Origin of the sequence: Caviibacterium pharyngocola, from assembly GCF_002795405.1 — a bacterium.
Lineage (GTDB): Bacteria > Pseudomonadota > Gammaproteobacteria > Enterobacterales > Pasteurellaceae > Caviibacterium > Caviibacterium pharyngocola.
Window position 1 is genome coordinate 66695 of record NZ_PHGZ01000006.1, and the last position, 15675, is coordinate 82369.

The following is a 15675-nucleotide window of genomic DNA, read 5'->3' on the forward strand; positions in this document are numbered from 1 at the left end:
GATTTATAATTTGATACTGCCGTCGTAAACGTGGGTGGCGTCGCCGGTCATAAATAACGGTTGCCCTTCGCCCGCCCATTCGATCCACAAACTGCCGCCGGGTAAATCAACTTGCACGTTGCTATCCAACACGCCTTGCATAATGCCCACTGCCACGGCGGCACAAGCACCGCTGCCGCAAGCTTGGGTTTCGCCCGCGCCACGTTCGTAAACGCGTAGTTTAATGTGGTTGCGGTTTAGCACTTGCATAAAGCCGACGTTGACGCGTTCCGGAAAACGTTCGTGATTTTCGAGCAGCGGGCCGAGTTGTTCGACGTTTGCCGTGCGAATATCTTCCACTTGCAGCACGCAATGCGGATTGCCCATTGACACCGCGCCGCACAGCACGGTTTGAATTTCCGTGCGCAGAATATAATTTTTCTCGAATTTGTTCGCGTTGAACGGAATTTTCGCCGGCTCCCAAATCGGCTCGCCCATATTGACGCGAATCATTCCGTCTTCTTTTACGCTCAGGAGCATTTTGCCTTTCGCCGTGCTGACAGCGATGTCTTTTTTATCGGTCAAGCCTTTTAAGGTGACGAAACGGGCGAAACAGCGCGCACCGTTGCCGCATTGCGCCACTTCGCTGCCGTCGGCGTTGAAAATGCGGTAATGAAAATCCAAGTCCGGATCATAAGGCGGTTCAACCACAAGAAGTTGATCAAAACCGATGCCGCGGTGGCGGTCGGCAAGTTTTTTGATGGTCTCGGTAGGGAAATAAACGTTTTGCGTCACGGCATCCACCACCACAAAATCGTTACCTAAACCGTGCATTTTGGAAAACTGCATTTTTCCGTCCTTCGTTATTCGTTAAGATGTTCTCATTATAATCAGCAAGCGAAAGGGAGTAAATAAAGATTCGCTTTTTTGCAAAGTTTATCCTATTGAACTTTTAAAATTAATAGATTTTATTTAAAAATATTTTGCGTTTTTACTTGAAATCTGCGCATAAGCCATTACTTAGTTGACAACAACGGCGAATAAATTTTGCACGATTGAAAGGAGAGACAGAATGAATATTGAAAAATTTACCACGAAATTTCAGCAGGCATTGGCGGAAGCGCAATCCCTTGCGTTGGGAAAAGATAACCAATTTATCGAACCGGTGCATTTAATGACCGCACTTTTAAATCAACAAGACGGTTCCATTGCACCGATTTTAACCGCGAGCGGCGCGAATCTTGCGCTGTTACGCAACGAATTAAACGCCGAATTAAATCGCTTGCCGCAAGTGTCGGGCAACGGCGGTGATGTGCAAATTTCCCGCGCTTTGGTGAATCTATTGAATTTATGCGACAAATTGGCGCAGCACAAACAGGATAAATTTATTTCTTCCGAATTGTTTTTATTGGCGGTAATGGAAGAAAAAAGCGGATTAAGCGACATTTTGCGTAAGTGCGGTGTAAAAAAAGACAGTTTACAACAAGCGATTGAACAAGTACGCGGAGGGCAGCAAGTGAACGATCAAAACGCAGAAGAAAATCGTCAGGCATTGGATAAATATACCATTGATTTAACCGCCAGAGCGGAAAGCGGCAAATTGGATCCGGTGATCGGACGCGATGAAGAAATTCGCCGTGCGATCCAAGTATTACAACGCAGAACGAAAAATAATCCGGTGTTAATCGGTGAGCCGGGGGTCGGTAAAACCGCGATCGTGGAAGGCTTGGCGCAACGTATCGTCAACGGCGAAGTGCCGGAAGGTTTGAAAAACAAACGTGTGCTTTCTCTTGATATGGGCGCGTTAATCGCCGGCGCGAAATATCGCGGCGAATTCGAAGAACGGCTTAAAGCGGTGTTAAACGAGCTCGCTAAAGAAGAAGGGCGCATTATTTTATTTATCGATGAAATTCATACGATGGTCGGCGCTGGTAAAACCGACGGCGCAATGGATGCGGGCAATTTGCTGAAACCTTCGTTGGCGCGCGGCGAGTTGCACTGCGTCGGGGCGACCACATTGGATGAATACCGTCAATATATTGAAAAAGACGCCGCACTTGAGCGTCGATTCCAAAAAGTGTTCGTGGATGAACCGACGGTGGAGGATACCATTGCGATTCTGCGCGGCTTAAAAGAACGTTATGAAATTCATCACCACGTTCAAATTACCGACCCTGCGATTGTGGCGGCGGCAACGCTTTCGCATCGTTATATTTCCGATCGTCAGTTGCCGGACAAAGCCATTGATTTAATCGACGAGGCGGCAAGTTCGATTCGTATGGAAATCGATTCGAAACCGGAACCGCTGGATCGCTTGGAACGCCGAATCATCCAATTAAAATTGGAACAACAAGCGTTACAAAAAGAAGACGATGACGCCAGCCGTAAACGCTTAGAAATGCTTGAACGCGAATTGGCGGAAAAAGAACGGGAATATGCCGAACTGGAAGAAGTGTGGAAAAGCGAAAAAGCCGCGTTGTCCGGTACGCAGCATATTAAAGCCGAGTTAGAAAACGCCAAAACGCAAATGGAACAAGCGCGTCGGGCGGGCGATTTAAGCAAAATGTCCGAATTGCAATACGGTCGGATTCCTGAGTTGGAAAAACAATTAGCTCACGCGGAAAGTGCGGAAGGCAAAGAAATGACCTTGTTGCGCTATCGTGTGACCGATGAAGAAATCGCCGAAGTATTATCGCGCGCCACCGGTATTCCGGTTTCGCGGATGATGGAAGGCGAGAAAGAAAAATTATTGCGAATGGAAGAGGCATTGCATAAACGGGTCGTCGGGCAAGATGAAGCGGTGGTGGCGGTTGCCAATGCTATTCGTCGTAGTCGCGCCGGTTTGGCGGATCCGAATCGTCCGATCGGTTCCTTCTTGTTCTTAGGTCCGACTGGTGTGGGTAAAACCGAATTGTGCAAAACTTTGGCGAACTTTATGTTCGATGACGAAAATGCAATGGTGCGCATCGATATGTCCGAGTTTATGGAAAAACACAGCGTATCTCGTTTAGTCGGTGCGCCTCCGGGCTATGTGGGCTATGAAGAGGGCGGCTATTTGACCGAGGCGGTGCGTCGTCGTCCGTATTCCGTGATTTTGTTGGACGAAGTGGAAAAAGCCCATCACGATGTGTTTAACATTTTGTTGCAAGTGTTGGACGACGGACGTTTGACCGACGGACAAGGTCGCACGGTGGATTTCCGTAATACGGTGGTGATTATGACTTCCAACCTCGGTTCCGATTTAATTCAAGAAAATCGCGATCTGGGTTATGAGGGTATGAAAGAGGTGGTGATGTCGGTAGTCGGTCAACATTTCCGTCCGGAATTTATTAACCGTATTGACGAAACCGTGGTGTTCCACCCGCTTGGCAAGGAAAACATTCGCGCCATTGCGACCATTCAGTTGCAACGTTTGGTGAAACGAATGGAAGCGCACGGTTATCAATTACATTTTACCGATGCGGCGTTGGATTTTATCGGCGAAGTGGGTTACGACCCGATTTACGGCGCAAGACCGTTGAAACGCGCGATCCAACAAGAGATCGAAAATCCGCTCGCACAACAAATTTTGTCCGGTGCGTTATTGCCGGGTAAAACGGTGAATGTGGATTATGTTGAGGGTAAGATTACCGCACAACAATAAACCTGAGAAAAAATTACCGCACTTTGGAGGCATTATTGTCCAAAGTGCGGTGGAATTTCGGCAAGAAAAATAAAGGCTTAATCCTTCCTTGGAGTTAAGCCTTTTGCTTTTAAGGTGTCTGTAAAGACGTTGTTGAATCTTACTGCATAACCGCACGAATATCCGCTAAGTAAATCGCCGGTTTGCCTTCGAAATCACTGCCGAATAACACGGCGGAATCATCCGGCGTGAAAGACGGATGCGGGTGCGTAATTTGTCGATCGCCGTCCAACACTTTCCAAGAAGAACTGTGCTTCGCCAGTTTGATTATCTGCTGTTTTTCAATGTTAAATAAATACAGGAACGGATCGTTTTCAATGCTGTAGCTTGAACTGTCGTCCACATCCACTGGCGAATCGCAACCGTCGCCGATTAGCAAATTGCCGTTAAAGTTACTCATCAAATGCGAGCACGGCGGCATTGTAATCAAACGCGTATTTTCTAAAGTAGCCGGATCGACGCTATAAATAACCCGTTCCGTTTGTCCTTTAAAATAAGACACATAGATCATTTTCGAACCGTCCGGCACCCAGAACTCGTGCGTGCAAGATTCACCCGGTTGGTGCGTTTTTGCTTTGCGCACGTTTGTGCCGTCTTGGTTGATAAACCACATCCGAGCATCTACTAAATCGTGCGGACCTTCGTGACAGAAACCGACAGTGCTATCATCGAACGGGCGGAAAGTCGGATGACCGAGCCACGCGTTTTCTTGATGAATCACTTCCACATCGCCGGTTAAAATATTTACTTTAATCAAACGGCAAGTCGGGTTGGTGTGATAAAACGCTTTAAATTTTTCCCAATCCGTTAACGGCTGCCAGCAGGATTTAAGAATTTCGATTCCCACTAACTGCGTGCAATCGGAATTGGCGACCCAAGTGCCGTAGCCTTTCCAATCTTTATCGACTGTGTAGATCAAGGTTTCTTCAAGGGTTTCTAAATCGACTTTATATAAATTCGCTTCGTTTTTTACATAGAAGAAGGATTTATCGTCGTGCGAAATAAAGCCGCCGAAGGTATTATCGCCTTTCCCTTCCGTTAATTGCGTGGCGATTTGTGTGGCGAAATCCAGCAAATAATAATTGCGATTACCGTCGAAATCGCCGGCAAATAATAATTTATCGCCGTTTTGAGTAAAACATTTTTGATAAAAATAGTTACGGTGACAAGTGACGTCTTTCGGCGTTAAGCGCGTGACTTTAACTTGCGTATCCGTATCAATAAAAGATTCGAATTGAAATTGAATTTTCTTTCCTTTAGCCATAAACATCCTCCGACTTTATTAAGAAAAGGCAATAAATGAGGTTTCCCCCATTTATTGCAAGAATTAAACTGTTATTTTATTTCCGCACTGCGTTTTAATCCGTAGCCGACGGCGAATATTGCCAAGGCGCAACCGGCGAACAGCGCACGGCCCCATAGCGGATTCGGAATTAATACCATTAAGCATAAACCTGCCGCCATAATCATCACTAAGGTGCTGAGTTTTTTGCGTTGTACGCGGTCGATTTCGTCTTGACCTTCTTGCGCTACGCATTCGGTATCAACATCATTGAAGAAGGCAATACGTCTTTCTTTATTATCGTCTTTTTCTTCTTTATAGAACAAGGTGGTTAAGCAGAAGAAACCGGCAGTGAAGAATAAGTGCGCCGCAATGGTGATAATCACTTTTAATTCGGAGATTTCGCGTTTGGTTAATTCTTCCACGCCGAACCAGCTTGCAACATATTGCGGCGTAAAGAAGTCAACGACGGACCAAGACACGAACATACCGAATACCACAGTCGCCCAAGGTGCCCATTTAGGTGTTTTACGGATGATCATACCGAAGAATAACGGCACTAAAATCGGTGATTGTAATAATGTCGCCACTTGCATCATTAGATCGAATAAGCTTAAGTGTTTTAATGAGTTGAAGAATTGCGCCATTAAAATCACTAAGAGACCGTTGACGATACAAACGATTTGACCGACGCGAAGTAATTCTTTATCGTCTGCTTTGTTTTTGCGCACGATCGGTGCATAGAAACTACGCACGAATACGCCTGAGTTACGGTTTAACGCGGAGTCCATAGAAGACATTGTCGCTGCGAATAAACCTGCCATTAATAAGCCGACAGTACCGATAGGCATTACGTTACGTGCGAAGACCAGATAAACCGCATCGGAGGCTTTTTTACCTAATTCCGGATAAGCCTGTGCCGCATCAGGATAAATAATCGCGGTTGCCCAAGGCGGAATAAACCAAATGATTGTACCAGCAAGCATTAATACCAAAGCGAAGATAGCGGCTTTGCTAGCATTGTTAGAATCTTTCGCATTCAAGAAACGGTAAGATTCTTGCATATTGTTGATACTTTGTAATTGTTTCACCACAAAGAACAAGAAAGTGCAGACTAAAATCAGCGAATAATTCATATCCGGACCGGAAATAAAGCCGCCCGGGAATTTTTCAATGATTTCGCCCGGCCCGCCGACAACCACTAAACCGACGATCGCACAAGCAACGGAAATCACCGCCACAACCAACATTTGCACGAAATCCGACGCTACCACGCCCCACGCGCCGCTTAATAAGGACACGAGCAACACGGAAATACCGGTGACGTAGATAGTCATTGTGATGTCCGCATCAAACACTGCGGAAGCGAATACGGATAAACCGTTTAGCCACACGCCCGCGTTGATGACGCTAAGCGGGATAATCACCCAAGTAAAGAATTGTTCGTTACCACCGCCGAAACGACGACCGACCGCTTCTGTCGGTGTATCGACGCGCATTTGTCTAAAACGTTTGGCAAAATAGAAATAGGCAAACACATACGCCACCATATTACCGACGAATACTGCGATCACGGAAAATCCGTCAGTAAAGGCTTTACCCGCCGCACCGGTAAAAGTCCACGCGGAGAATTGGGTCATAAAGGCGGTACCGCCCACCATCCACCAAAGCATTTTACCACCCCCGCGGAAATAGTCGCTGGTGCTGTTACTCGCCATTTTTTTAAATACAAGACTGATAGCGACGATTAAGCAAAAATAGCCGGCTATCACAAGATAATCGATATACATAAGAAATACCTCCGTTAATGTTTTATTTCGGCGCTAAATTTACCACAGCTAAAATGAAAAAAATGTGATCTTAGTCTATTATTTGAAACATTGTTTTAATTTTTAAGATTTACAATTTTATTATTTTATGTTTCGCGTTTTGATTTGTCTGTTTTATAAGCGTAACTCACTGTTTTTCTGAGTAAATAAACTCAAAAAAAGTGCGGTGATAAAAACACAAAAAATAAAAAAGACCGCCATTGATTGCGACAATGACGGTCTTTGCGTAGAGGAAATCGATTCGATGATTATTGATTTTCACGCAATAGCGCTTGAATTTGTTTTACCTGTTCTAAGACGGTTTGTCCATCGGCATCTTGCACGTCGCTCAGCGCCTGCAATTTTTTGAGGATTTCCGTTTGCGCAGGCGTCATTTCCGTGCTGTCAAGGAAAGCATTGTTTTGCAACACTTCACCGTTAACCACATCGGTATATTTACTTTCCTGATAGAATCTAAAAGAGCGGTTGTTTTTAAACGTGCCTTGTTTCGGACCGTTTTCATACGGACTTTTTCTGAACAAGAAATTAAAGCGTTTATTATCAATCGCCACGTTATTTTCTATGTCAAGCGTACCCGGATTAAAATTATCGGTGAAACCGTCCATATTATTGCGGAAAGCAAGGTTATTTTGCACGATATGATTCACCGGAATCCCTTCGCCGCCGAGTTTAAAGCCGTTACCGATAGAAGCACTTTTGCTTTTTAGTGTCAGGGTTTGCCCATTCATAAAGGCAATGGAATCTTTAATCGTCACCACGCCGTTCGCGCCGTCTTCCACTTTATTGAATAAATCCCAGCCGTCATCCACGTTGTGGTGGGAAATACAGCGAATAAAGGTGTTACCGTCGCCGATTCGCATTTTCGCTGCAAAGCCGTCCGCATTAATTTGCGAATCGTCTTTATTGTTAAAGCTAATGCTGTCCGTGACGACATTATGGCTCGCCCATAGCGGACGCCCGATTTTTTCCGCCGAAGTGATTTGGAAACCGGTATCCGGCGCGTCGTGCGTGATAATCCGGCTGAAATTATTATGGCTGCCTTGTACGATTAAACTCGCGCCCGCCACTTCAATATCTTCGACATTCCAGAAACTGGCTTGATGTAACACTTCGCCGACAAATTTCACTTTGCCTGCTTCGCCTTTTAAGGTTTTCGGTGCGTCTTTGCGACCGCTAAGTTGCGTCGCGATTGTGGTTGCAGGATATTCACCCGCTTGTAACACCAAAGTGCCGCCCGGCGGTAAAAGCGCAAGTGCGGTGGTTAAATCGAACGGTTTTTGTTGCGAACCGTCACCTTCGGCGGTTCCTTGCGTCGCTGCATAAATTAAGGACGGATTTTTCAAGCTGTATTTTGAAATCTCTAATTGCGTTTCAAATTGTTTCTCTTTTAACGCCGTTTGCGGCACGAAACGAACTTGAAGTGCGGTCTGTTTTTCGCTTAATTTTACGTTGTGGCGGAAATAATCGCCGGCATTAATCACCGGTGATTCGAACAAGGTTTTCTTACCTTGAGTTACAATAAAGCGACCTTTATAATTCGCACGCGCTTGGAAGACATAATCATTGCCGAGCGCTTTATCGGACGATTCGATATTTACCACTAACGGAAGCGGTTTTGCGCTAAAATCCGCCGGTTTCACTTTTTTCCCGTCGCTTAAGGTTAAATCGACGTTTTCTACAGTGATTTTGGCATTACGCGAAGCAAAAAAACCTAAGTATTGTTTATCGGGATTTTGATTGGCAAGAATACCCGGTTTCACTTTATCCAACACTTTTTTATATTCTTTGCCGTCTTGTTGCGACGTCAAAATAAAACCTTGGTCGTTTTTCTCTAAGGTTAAGCGCAGTTTTTTGTTTTCAAATTCAATGCCTTCGGCATAATCTTCGCGCACAAGGCGATTACCCGCCGTGCCCCAAGGATCTTTAATCCCTTCGCGGAAAGAGGCGTTAATATTGATTTTCCCGTTGTGTTCTTTGGCGTTGCTGCGTAATAAATTCATTACCATATTGGATGCCGCCGGAAATTCTTCATAACCGACCGGTTGCGGCACTTCTCGCGGTTTGCCGATAATATCGCGCACCATAATGCCGGCACCTTCCTGACGATTCGGCTTCGCACCGGTTTCCGGCCCGAGTTGATCCAAATAAACGTCCGCAGATAAAACGAAATTCGTGTCAATCGGCAATTCCGTATAATAATAAGTCATCCCTTCGTGAGAATTAGCCAGTTTTCCGCCGCGGCTTTCAATGGTAAATTTCGGCTGTAAAGCGCCGGCTTGAACGGGTTGTCCGTCAACGGTGGTTTCATTAAGCCCGACTTTTTCAGGTAAAATCGTCGAACCGAAATTCAAATCCGTCGATTGCCCGAAAGTGAGACTTTTCCACACTAACGTACTCGGATCAACGACGCTGGCAAAACCGGAAGTCGAAAATAAGGTTAAATAAAAAAGTGATGCGAGTTTTTTATTGAGCATAAAAATTCTCCTTAATTATTTCGTGTCAATAAATGAGGGTAAGTTCGTATTTACTATTTTATAGGTTGAAACCTTGCCGTTTACGGCGAACAACTTAGTCGGCGGAGGCGGAACCTCTGCCGATTTACGACACACCGGCTTTGTAAGACGCAGTGTGTCGTAACATCACAAAGGGAGGCGATTTATTTAGTTTGGATGAAATCCTTTCTCATCGGCGTAAAGTTATCTAACAACACGCCGGCTTCCAAACATACACAACCGTGCATAACGTTCGGTTGTTTATAAAGCGCGTCGCCAGCACTGACGATTTTGGTTTCGTCGCCGATAGTGAATTCAAACCGACCGGATAATACATAGGTCAGTTGTTCGTGCGGATGGCTGTGTAATGTGCCGACTGCGCCTTTTTCAAAATGAACTTCAACGGACATAATATTTTCGCTATACGCTAAAATTTTACGTTGAATACCGCCGCCCAAATCCTCTAAGGGAATGTCGTTTCCGAATGCAAACATCTTGTTATCCTTGTTTAATTAATGCTAAAACCTCTCTCACCAAGCGACCGATTTCATCCCATCGGCGATTGTTGATCAGCGATTTTTCTACAAACCACGATCCGCCGCACGCCACGATATTCGGCACGGCTAAATAATCATTGATATTATGTACGCCGATTCCGCCGGTCGGCATAATTTGTAATTGTGCATAAGGACCTAATAACGCTTTAATCATTTTTACGCCACCGGAGGCTTCCGCCGGGAAAAATTTCACTGCGTCCAATCCCATATCCAACGCCGCTTCAATGGACATCGGGTTATTAATTCCCGGTGTGATCGGTATATCTAAATCCAAACAAAGTTGCGCGATTTTAGGGTTAAATCCCGGTGTCACAATCCAGTCCGCACCGGCATTTTTAGCGCGAACTACTTGTTCTTGCGTTAACACCGTGCCGGCGGCAATGAGTACGTCCGGATTGTGTGCGCGCAATAAACGAATCGCTTCTTCTGCGGCGGCGGAACGAAAAGTGATTTCGACCACAGGCAAGCCGTTAGCGCATAGGGTGTCGGCTAAGGGAATAATATCTTGCGCGTTGTCTAACGCGATGACCGGCACCACTTTCAACGCGCGTAATTTCTCAATGAGTTCTGTCGTTTTGCTATTCATAAACTTCCTCTAATTAAATTCGTTAATAAAATGTGCCGTGGCGGAAGAGGTGATGATCGCACCTTTATGTTGAATGACAACAGCGGCGACAGCGTTACCTTGTCGGCAACAATGATCCAACGGCTTGTCTTGTAAATAACCGTTGAGGAAACCTGCGTTAAAGGAATCGCCGGCGGAGGTGGTATCTACCACGTTATCGACCGCGACGGTGGTTACTTGTGCTTGATTGCCGGAAAAATCGCGGAAAAATGCACCGCACTTTCCTTGTTTCACCACGATATTTTTTACGCCGCTTGCGCTTAAGCGATCAATCGTTGCTTGCACGCTTTCGTCTTGCCAAACAGCTTGTTCATCTTCAAAAGTAACTAAAGCAAGGCTGACGATCGGCAAAAGTGCGGTGTAAATTCGACGAGTTTCTTCCGCATTGTTCCATAAATTCGCGCGGTAATTGCTGTCGAAGACAATTTCAACGCCTTGCTCGGCTAATTCGGTCAGTTGGGCGATTAAGGTTTCGCGATCTTCCGGCGGTAAAATCGCTAATGAAATGCCGCTTAAATAAATCATATCCATTTGCGCCAACGCAGCTAAAACTTGCGGATAATCGTGATGTTTTAGCAAATAGCGCGCCGCCGATTGATTGCGCCAATATAAGAAAGTGCGTTCGCCTTGCTGATCGAGCTGAATCAGATATAAACCCGGTTGGTGCGCGTCATCAAGTAATACGGTATTGGTTTTAATGTTATCCGCTTGCCAGTGCGCCAACATTCCTCGGCTTAATTTATCCGTTCCCAAAGCGGAAACATAATGTATTTCAACCTGAGCTTGTGGGCTGATTCGGGAAAGATAAGTCGCCGTATTAAGCGTATCGCCGCCGTAAGCTTGGCGCATTTCACCGAAAGGTTGCCCGTTCAATTCGATCATACATTCGCCTAGAATCGCGATTTTTTTCATAACTGACCTCTGTTAAAAATAAACCTACTTAACGAATTAAGTAGGTTTATCGAAAGACAAATTAGCTTGCTAATACGCCGCGAACGAATTCTTCGATTTCTTTATCTTGGCAATTCGCAAAGAAACATTCTTGGAAACGTTCACCGCTGACGGCGGTTTTTACTAATTCAGGATCGATTGCGCGTAAGGTGTCTAAATAGTTTTCTTTCACCACCGCTTGTTTTACCTGATTTAAAATTCCCGCGTTGCGGACTTGCGGTTCTTTACGTTCAACCGGATAACCTTCGCCGCGCACGCCGGTAAAGGCTTTCTCGAACATATAGCGCAAGTTCAATTCTGCACCCCAACCGAAACCTTTCGCAAAGGCAAGGGCTAAGGCGTTACCGTTATTAATTTGGCTGAATAAAAATGCATCGGTCGGTTCCAAGCAATAGCCGCACACCACGCCCGGATGAATGTTTAACGACATCATTGCGCCTTGTCCTGTTCCGCAACCGGCGATAACGAAATCCACCGCTTTGGAATTCAGCAAAATGCTCGCCATAATGCCTAAGTGAATGTAAGTTAAATGATGATCGTTTTCATCGCTCATTCCCACGTTGAAAACCGGATAACCTTTCTCATCGGCAACGCCTTTCAATTCTTTATAAACGATCGCGTTTTTCGCCGCTTGGCTGTTTTCCATCATTAATGCAATTTTCATTTTTTCTTCCTCTACAACTTAAAATTAATTGATTTGATAATCTGAACTTAGCGTGCTAACCAACCGCCGTCCACGGCAACGGTGTAACCGTTCACATAATCGCCTGCGGCGGATGCCAAGAAGACGCAAGGGCCGACCAAATCGCCCGGTGTACCCCAACGACCGGCAGGAATACGGTCTAAAATTTCTTTACTACGAGATTCATCGGCACGAAGTGCGGCGGTATTATCCGTTGCCATATAGCCCGGTGCGACGGCGTTTACGTTAATGTTATATTTCGCCCATTCGTTCGCCATTGCGCGTGTAATACCCATTACCGCACTTTTCGATGCCGTGTAAGAAGGCACGCGAATACCGCCTTGGAAAGATAACATTGATGCAACGTTAATGATTTTACCGCCGTGACCTTGTTTGATAAATTGTTTCGCGACTAATTGAGATAAGAAAAAGACGGTTTTTAAGTTGATGTTGATCACGTCGTCCCAGTTTTGTTCGGAGAAATCGATCGCGTCTTCGCGACGAATGATACCGGCGTTATTGACCAAAATATCTACTTTACCGAAAACGGCAACGGCTTTTTCAACCACATCGGCAAGAGATTCTTGTTGCATTAAGTTCGCTTCGATATTGACGAATTTACGACCGACCGCTTCGATTTTTTCTCTTGTTTCGACAGGTTCGACCAAATTAACGCCGACAATGTTACACCCGGCTTGCGCCAAACCCAACGCCATACCTTGCCCTAAGCCGGTATTGCAGCCGGTGACGATAGCAACTTTATCGGTTAAATCGAATAATTTCATATTATACTCCTTTTTAGGTTTGTGTTATTTATTGTCGATAGCCTTCGGCTATCCCGCTTTGATTTGTATTATAGTATAGTAAAAAAATATTGCAATAAATATGAAACATAATTTCAGTTTTATTTTTATTTATCCGAATCAGGCTAAGTTTTTTTCTAAAAAGTCATTTTTATGATATTATCCCTACAGTTTTTGTAACCAATTTTATTAACCTTAACGGCGTGCGATCATTATGGAAAAAGAAACTCAACCGGAAGCGGTGTCTTCCGTTTTAAAAGTGTTCGGTATTATTGAAGCCCTTGCGGAACAAAAAGACATCGGCATCACCGATTTGGCTCAGCGTTTGATGATGTCGAAAAGTACGACTTATCGTTTTCTGCAAACAATGAAAACATTGGGTTTCGTCTCCCAAGAAGGAGAAACCGATAAATACGGATTAACCTTAAAGTTGTTTGAAATCGGCGCGAAATCGCTCGAATATGTGGATCTCATCACCTTGGCGAATAAAGAAATGTCGGTGATCGCTAAACAAACCAACGAAACCCTGCATTTGGGAATGTTGGAAGGCAATGAAATTATTTATTTGCATAAAATCGACTCGAATTACAGCCTCAGAATGCATTCGCGTATCGGGCGTCGTAATCCGTTATACAGCACGGCGATCGGCAAAGTCTTGCTATCCGATTATGAAAGCGATGAAATTCATAAAATTTTACAAGACGTAGTGTTTGTCAAACACACGGATAAAACTTTGGAAAATGTTGCACAATTAGAACAAGAACTGGATCGTGTGCGCGTGCAACATTATGCGGAAGATAACGAAGAACAAGAACCGGGCTTAAGATGTATCGCCGCACCGGTTTATAACCGTTTCGGCAAAATCATCGCCGGCATTTCTATTTCTCTACCGACCATTCGTTTCAAGGAAGAACAGTTACCAGAATTGGTCCGATTGCTACAAACCGCCGGCAGAAATGTGTCCGAGCAATTAGGTTTTCACGATTATCCCGTATCGAATTAAGATTCTCGTTAAAAATAAAAAACCGCCGAACAAACGGCGGTTTAGTTTTATCTAAGCCTGAATAAGAATTTCCGCTTTAATTCCCAATTTCTGATGTAATTTTCTAATCATATTGAGCGTAAGCGGTCTTGTGTGGTTTAGTACTTCATAAACACGGTTAGGCTTGCCAATAGTATCTTCCATATCTTTTACCGTTAAACCTTGTTGTTCCATTCTAAATTTAATGGCTTCAATGGGATTCGGCGGATCAATAGGGTAGTGCTTACTTTCATAATTTTCAATAGTATGGGCATTAATTTTGTCATATTCGGCGTGCGTGCCGATAAACTTGATATATAAAGCCCTTAATCTAAAGGCGACGGCAACAATAAGTCGATAATCATTTCCTTTGATATTACTTTTTATCCGACAGCGACCTGCGGTCGCAATCGGCTACGCATAGTGGAGTAGCTCCGCCACTCTTTACAGCCCCAGAGGGGCTGAGTCAGCCGTAGGCTGATCGTAACCTAGTACGGCTTTGCCGTGCTAGGGGGAAAACAATGCAGTTTTAGATTAAATATTAAACTCAAAAGATCAACAAGCCCTAACCAAAAAACTAAAAAACCGCCGAGCAAACGGCGGTTTTTGTTTGTGGGAAATAAATTAGAAGTAAACGCGTGAACCTAACGCAATACGTTTTTCTTCTTCAAGGGTATTGCCGTCTTGTTTGGTTTTAAAGGAACCGCCTTCTAAATAAAATACCACGGTTTTCGTGAGTTGATGATCCGCGCCTAAGAACCAGCCGGAGAATTTTCCGTCCGGTTTATTTTCGGTTTTACCGGTTCCCCACAAATATTCCGCGTAAACCTTATTTTGTTTGGTTAAATTATATTTAACCCCCACTTCAAACTGATCCAATTTTTCGAATTTTTTATCGCCTACACGGAATTTATGATCCGCATAACCTTCCGGCGATTTGGCGTGTGCCCAGTCAAAACCGATGGCAAAGGCGTCATAAGCCACGCGGAAAGAAGTGCCGGCTAATCTTTGACGATATTCCTTCGCTTCTAAGGTACCGGCTTTCTTCTCACCGTATCCGCCCGCCGCATCAACCGCAAATTTGCCGAATTTTTTGTTATAGAACATCGCGAGCGTAAAACCGTTACCTTTATCCGCTAATTTATCTTTACTCGGATCGTTATTGGTGTGTTTCGCCGCTTGACCGAACAAATAATCTACCCCGAAACGGAATCCGTTAAAATCGTTGGTGAAGAAATGTACGGATTTATCTGCCGCCGTAGTTAATTTCGCGATTTTGCCTAATTCATAGGTAAAGTTGGAATAACCGATTTTATCCCCTAATAAATCTTGTTTACCGAAAGTGAGTTTTCCGTATTTATGTAAAAAACCGGCGTAGAGACGTTTTGCGTGCACGTTATCGCCGATTTCTTTGTCACTGAAACGCAATTCAAGGTTTGCCAAGGCAGTAAAATCATTACCGAGATCTTGATAAACGTGAAGACGAAAGCGGGAACCGCGATCAATGAGATCCGTGCGTTTATTTTTTGCATTTAATAATTCGAAGGAAAGACGTCCGTCAAGATTAATTTTTGTACCGTCTTTGCTGTAAATGGTTGTTGCATTGGACGCCGTTGCGGCTAACGCGGTTAAGATGAACGCAATGAGTGTTTTCTTCATAAGTGCCTCACTAAAAAATGTAATGATATTCGGACGATACCAATCGCATATCGTAGTTAATTGATGACAAAGAATAGATAGGATTCCATTCCGGATACGGAATTTAGGCAAAA

Annotated in this window: 13 protein-coding genes and 1 pseudogene; 2 read left to right on the forward strand and 12 right to left on the reverse strand. The window is 44.5% G+C overall.

Annotated elements, in window-relative coordinates; genetic code table 11:
• Positions 1-3: 3 nt before the first annotated feature.
• The gene (gene dapF / locus CVP04_RS02865) at positions 4-828 is read right to left on the reverse strand and encodes a diaminopimelate epimerase (RefSeq protein ID WP_100296019.1); all 825 of its coding nucleotides are present in this window, start codon (positions 826-828) and stop codon (positions 4-6) included.
• 223 nt (positions 829-1051) lie between these two features.
• On the opposite strand from dapF, the gene clpB reads away from it, so the two are divergent.
• Entirely contained in the window at positions 1052-3622 is a 2571-nt protein-coding gene (gene clpB / locus CVP04_RS02870; protein ID WP_100296020.1) for an ATP-dependent chaperone ClpB, read from the forward strand.
• Positions 3623-3761: 139 nt separating this feature from the next.
• Here the strand turns inward: clpB and CVP04_RS02875 are convergent, their stop codons facing one another.
• From CVP04_RS02875 to kduD, 8 genes are all read right to left on the reverse strand, one after another.
• Entirely contained in the window at positions 3762-4925 is a 1164-nt protein-coding gene (locus CVP04_RS02875; RefSeq protein ID WP_100296021.1) for an oligogalacturonate lyase family protein, read from the reverse strand.
• Between the two features lie 71 nt (positions 4926-4996).
• A complete protein-coding gene (locus CVP04_RS02880; protein ID WP_100296022.1) occupies positions 4997-6733 on the reverse strand; it encodes a sodium:solute symporter family protein in 1737 nt (578 codons plus the stop codon).
• 287 nt (positions 6734-7020) lie between these two features.
• Positions 7021-9246, reverse strand: coding sequence for a right-handed parallel beta-helix repeat-containing protein (locus CVP04_RS02885; RefSeq protein WP_100296023.1), 2226 nt, complete (start codon positions 9244-9246; stop codon positions 7021-7023).
• A 182-nt stretch (positions 9247-9428) separates the two neighbouring features.
• Entirely contained in the window at positions 9429-9758 is a 330-nt protein-coding gene (locus CVP04_RS02890) for a cupin domain-containing protein (RefSeq protein ID WP_100296024.1), read from the reverse strand.
• A 4-nt stretch (positions 9759-9762) separates the two neighbouring features.
• The gene (locus CVP04_RS02895) at positions 9763-10407 is read right to left on the reverse strand and encodes a bifunctional 4-hydroxy-2-oxoglutarate aldolase/2-dehydro-3-deoxy-phosphogluconate aldolase (RefSeq protein ID WP_100296025.1); all 645 of its coding nucleotides are present in this window, start codon (positions 10405-10407) and stop codon (positions 9763-9765) included.
• 9 nt (positions 10408-10416) lie between these two features.
• On the reverse strand, positions 10417-11358 hold the full coding sequence (locus CVP04_RS02900) for a sugar kinase (RefSeq protein ID WP_100296026.1): 942 nt from the start codon (positions 11356-11358) through the stop codon (positions 10417-10419).
• Between the two features lie 61 nt (positions 11359-11419).
• Complete coding sequence (locus CVP04_RS02905) at positions 11420-12061, reverse strand: RpiB/LacA/LacB family sugar-phosphate isomerase (RefSeq protein ID WP_100296027.1); 642 nt, start codon at positions 12059-12061, stop codon at positions 11420-11422.
• A 47-nt stretch (positions 12062-12108) separates the two neighbouring features.
• Positions 12109-12864 (reverse strand): 2-dehydro-3-deoxy-D-gluconate 5-dehydrogenase KduD, encoded by a 756-nt coding sequence (gene kduD / locus CVP04_RS02910; protein ID WP_100296028.1) that lies wholly within the window; start codon positions 12862-12864, stop codon positions 12109-12111.
• Between the two features lie 232 nt (positions 12865-13096).
• Between kduD and kdgR the strand changes: the two genes are divergently transcribed.
• Positions 13097-13885 (forward strand): DNA-binding transcriptional regulator KdgR, encoded by a 789-nt coding sequence (gene kdgR, locus CVP04_RS02915; protein WP_100296029.1) that lies wholly within the window; start codon positions 13097-13099, stop codon positions 13883-13885.
• Between the two features lie 51 nt (positions 13886-13936).
• Here the strand turns inward: kdgR and CVP04_RS12500 are convergent, their stop codons facing one another.
• The 3 genes and pseudogenes from CVP04_RS12500 to CVP04_RS02925 all read right to left on the reverse strand — a co-directional run bounded on the left by CVP04_RS12500 (position 13937) and on the right by CVP04_RS02925 (position 15562).
• Positions 13937-14098 carry a helix-turn-helix domain-containing protein gene (locus CVP04_RS12500; protein WP_243385071.1) on the reverse strand — a complete coding sequence of 54 codons (162 nt, stop codon included), beginning with the start codon at positions 14096-14098 and terminating at the stop codon, positions 13937-13939.
• 93 nt (positions 14099-14191) lie between these two features.
• Positions 14192-14314, reverse strand: a pseudogene (locus CVP04_RS12505) (type II toxin-antitoxin system HigB family toxin); the annotation flags it as partial.
• A gap of 213 nt (positions 14315-14527) precedes the next feature.
• A complete protein-coding gene (locus CVP04_RS02925; RefSeq protein ID WP_100296031.1) occupies positions 14528-15562 on the reverse strand; it encodes a porin in 1035 nt (344 codons plus the stop codon).
• Between the last annotated feature and the right edge of the window lie 113 nt (positions 15563-15675).

Coding starts and splice junctions, on each gene's coding strand:
- dapF (WP_100296019.1), bottom strand. CDS start 828: ATGCAGTTTTCCAAAATGCACGGTTTAGGTAACGATTTTGTGGTGGTG.
- clpB (WP_100296020.1), top strand. CDS start 1,052: ATGAATATTGAAAAATTTACCACGAAATTTCAGCAGGCATTGGCGGAA.
- CVP04_RS02875 (WP_100296021.1), bottom strand. CDS start 4,925: ATGGCTAAAGGAAAGAAAATTCAATTTCAATTCGAATCTTTTATTGAT.
- CVP04_RS02880 (WP_100296022.1), bottom strand. CDS start 6,733: ATGTATATCGATTATCTTGTGATAGCCGGCTATTTTTGCTTAATCGTC.
- CVP04_RS02885 (WP_100296023.1), bottom strand. CDS start 9,246: ATGCTCAATAAAAAACTCGCATCACTTTTTTATTTAACCTTATTTTCG.
- CVP04_RS02890 (WP_100296024.1), bottom strand. CDS start 9,758: ATGTTTGCATTCGGAAACGACATTCCCTTAGAGGATTTGGGCGGCGGT.
- CVP04_RS02895 (WP_100296025.1), bottom strand. CDS start 10,407: ATGAATAGCAAAACGACAGAACTCATTGAGAAATTACGCGCGTTGAAA.
- CVP04_RS02900 (WP_100296026.1), bottom strand. CDS start 11,358: ATGAAAAAAATCGCGATTCTAGGCGAATGTATGATCGAATTGAACGGG.
- CVP04_RS02905 (WP_100296027.1), bottom strand. CDS start 12,061: ATGAAAATTGCATTAATGATGGAAAACAGCCAAGCGGCGAAAAACGCG.
- kduD (WP_100296028.1), bottom strand. CDS start 12,864: ATGAAATTATTCGATTTAACCGATAAAGTTGCTATCGTCACCGGCTGC.
- kdgR (WP_100296029.1), top strand. CDS start 13,097: ATGGAAAAAGAAACTCAACCGGAAGCGGTGTCTTCCGTTTTAAAAGTG.
- CVP04_RS12500 (WP_243385071.1), bottom strand. CDS start 14,098: ATGGAACAACAAGGTTTAACGGTAAAAGATATGGAAGATACTATTGGC.
- CVP04_RS02925 (WP_100296031.1), bottom strand. CDS start 15,562: ATGAAGAAAACACTCATTGCGTTCATCTTAACCGCGTTAGCCGCAACG.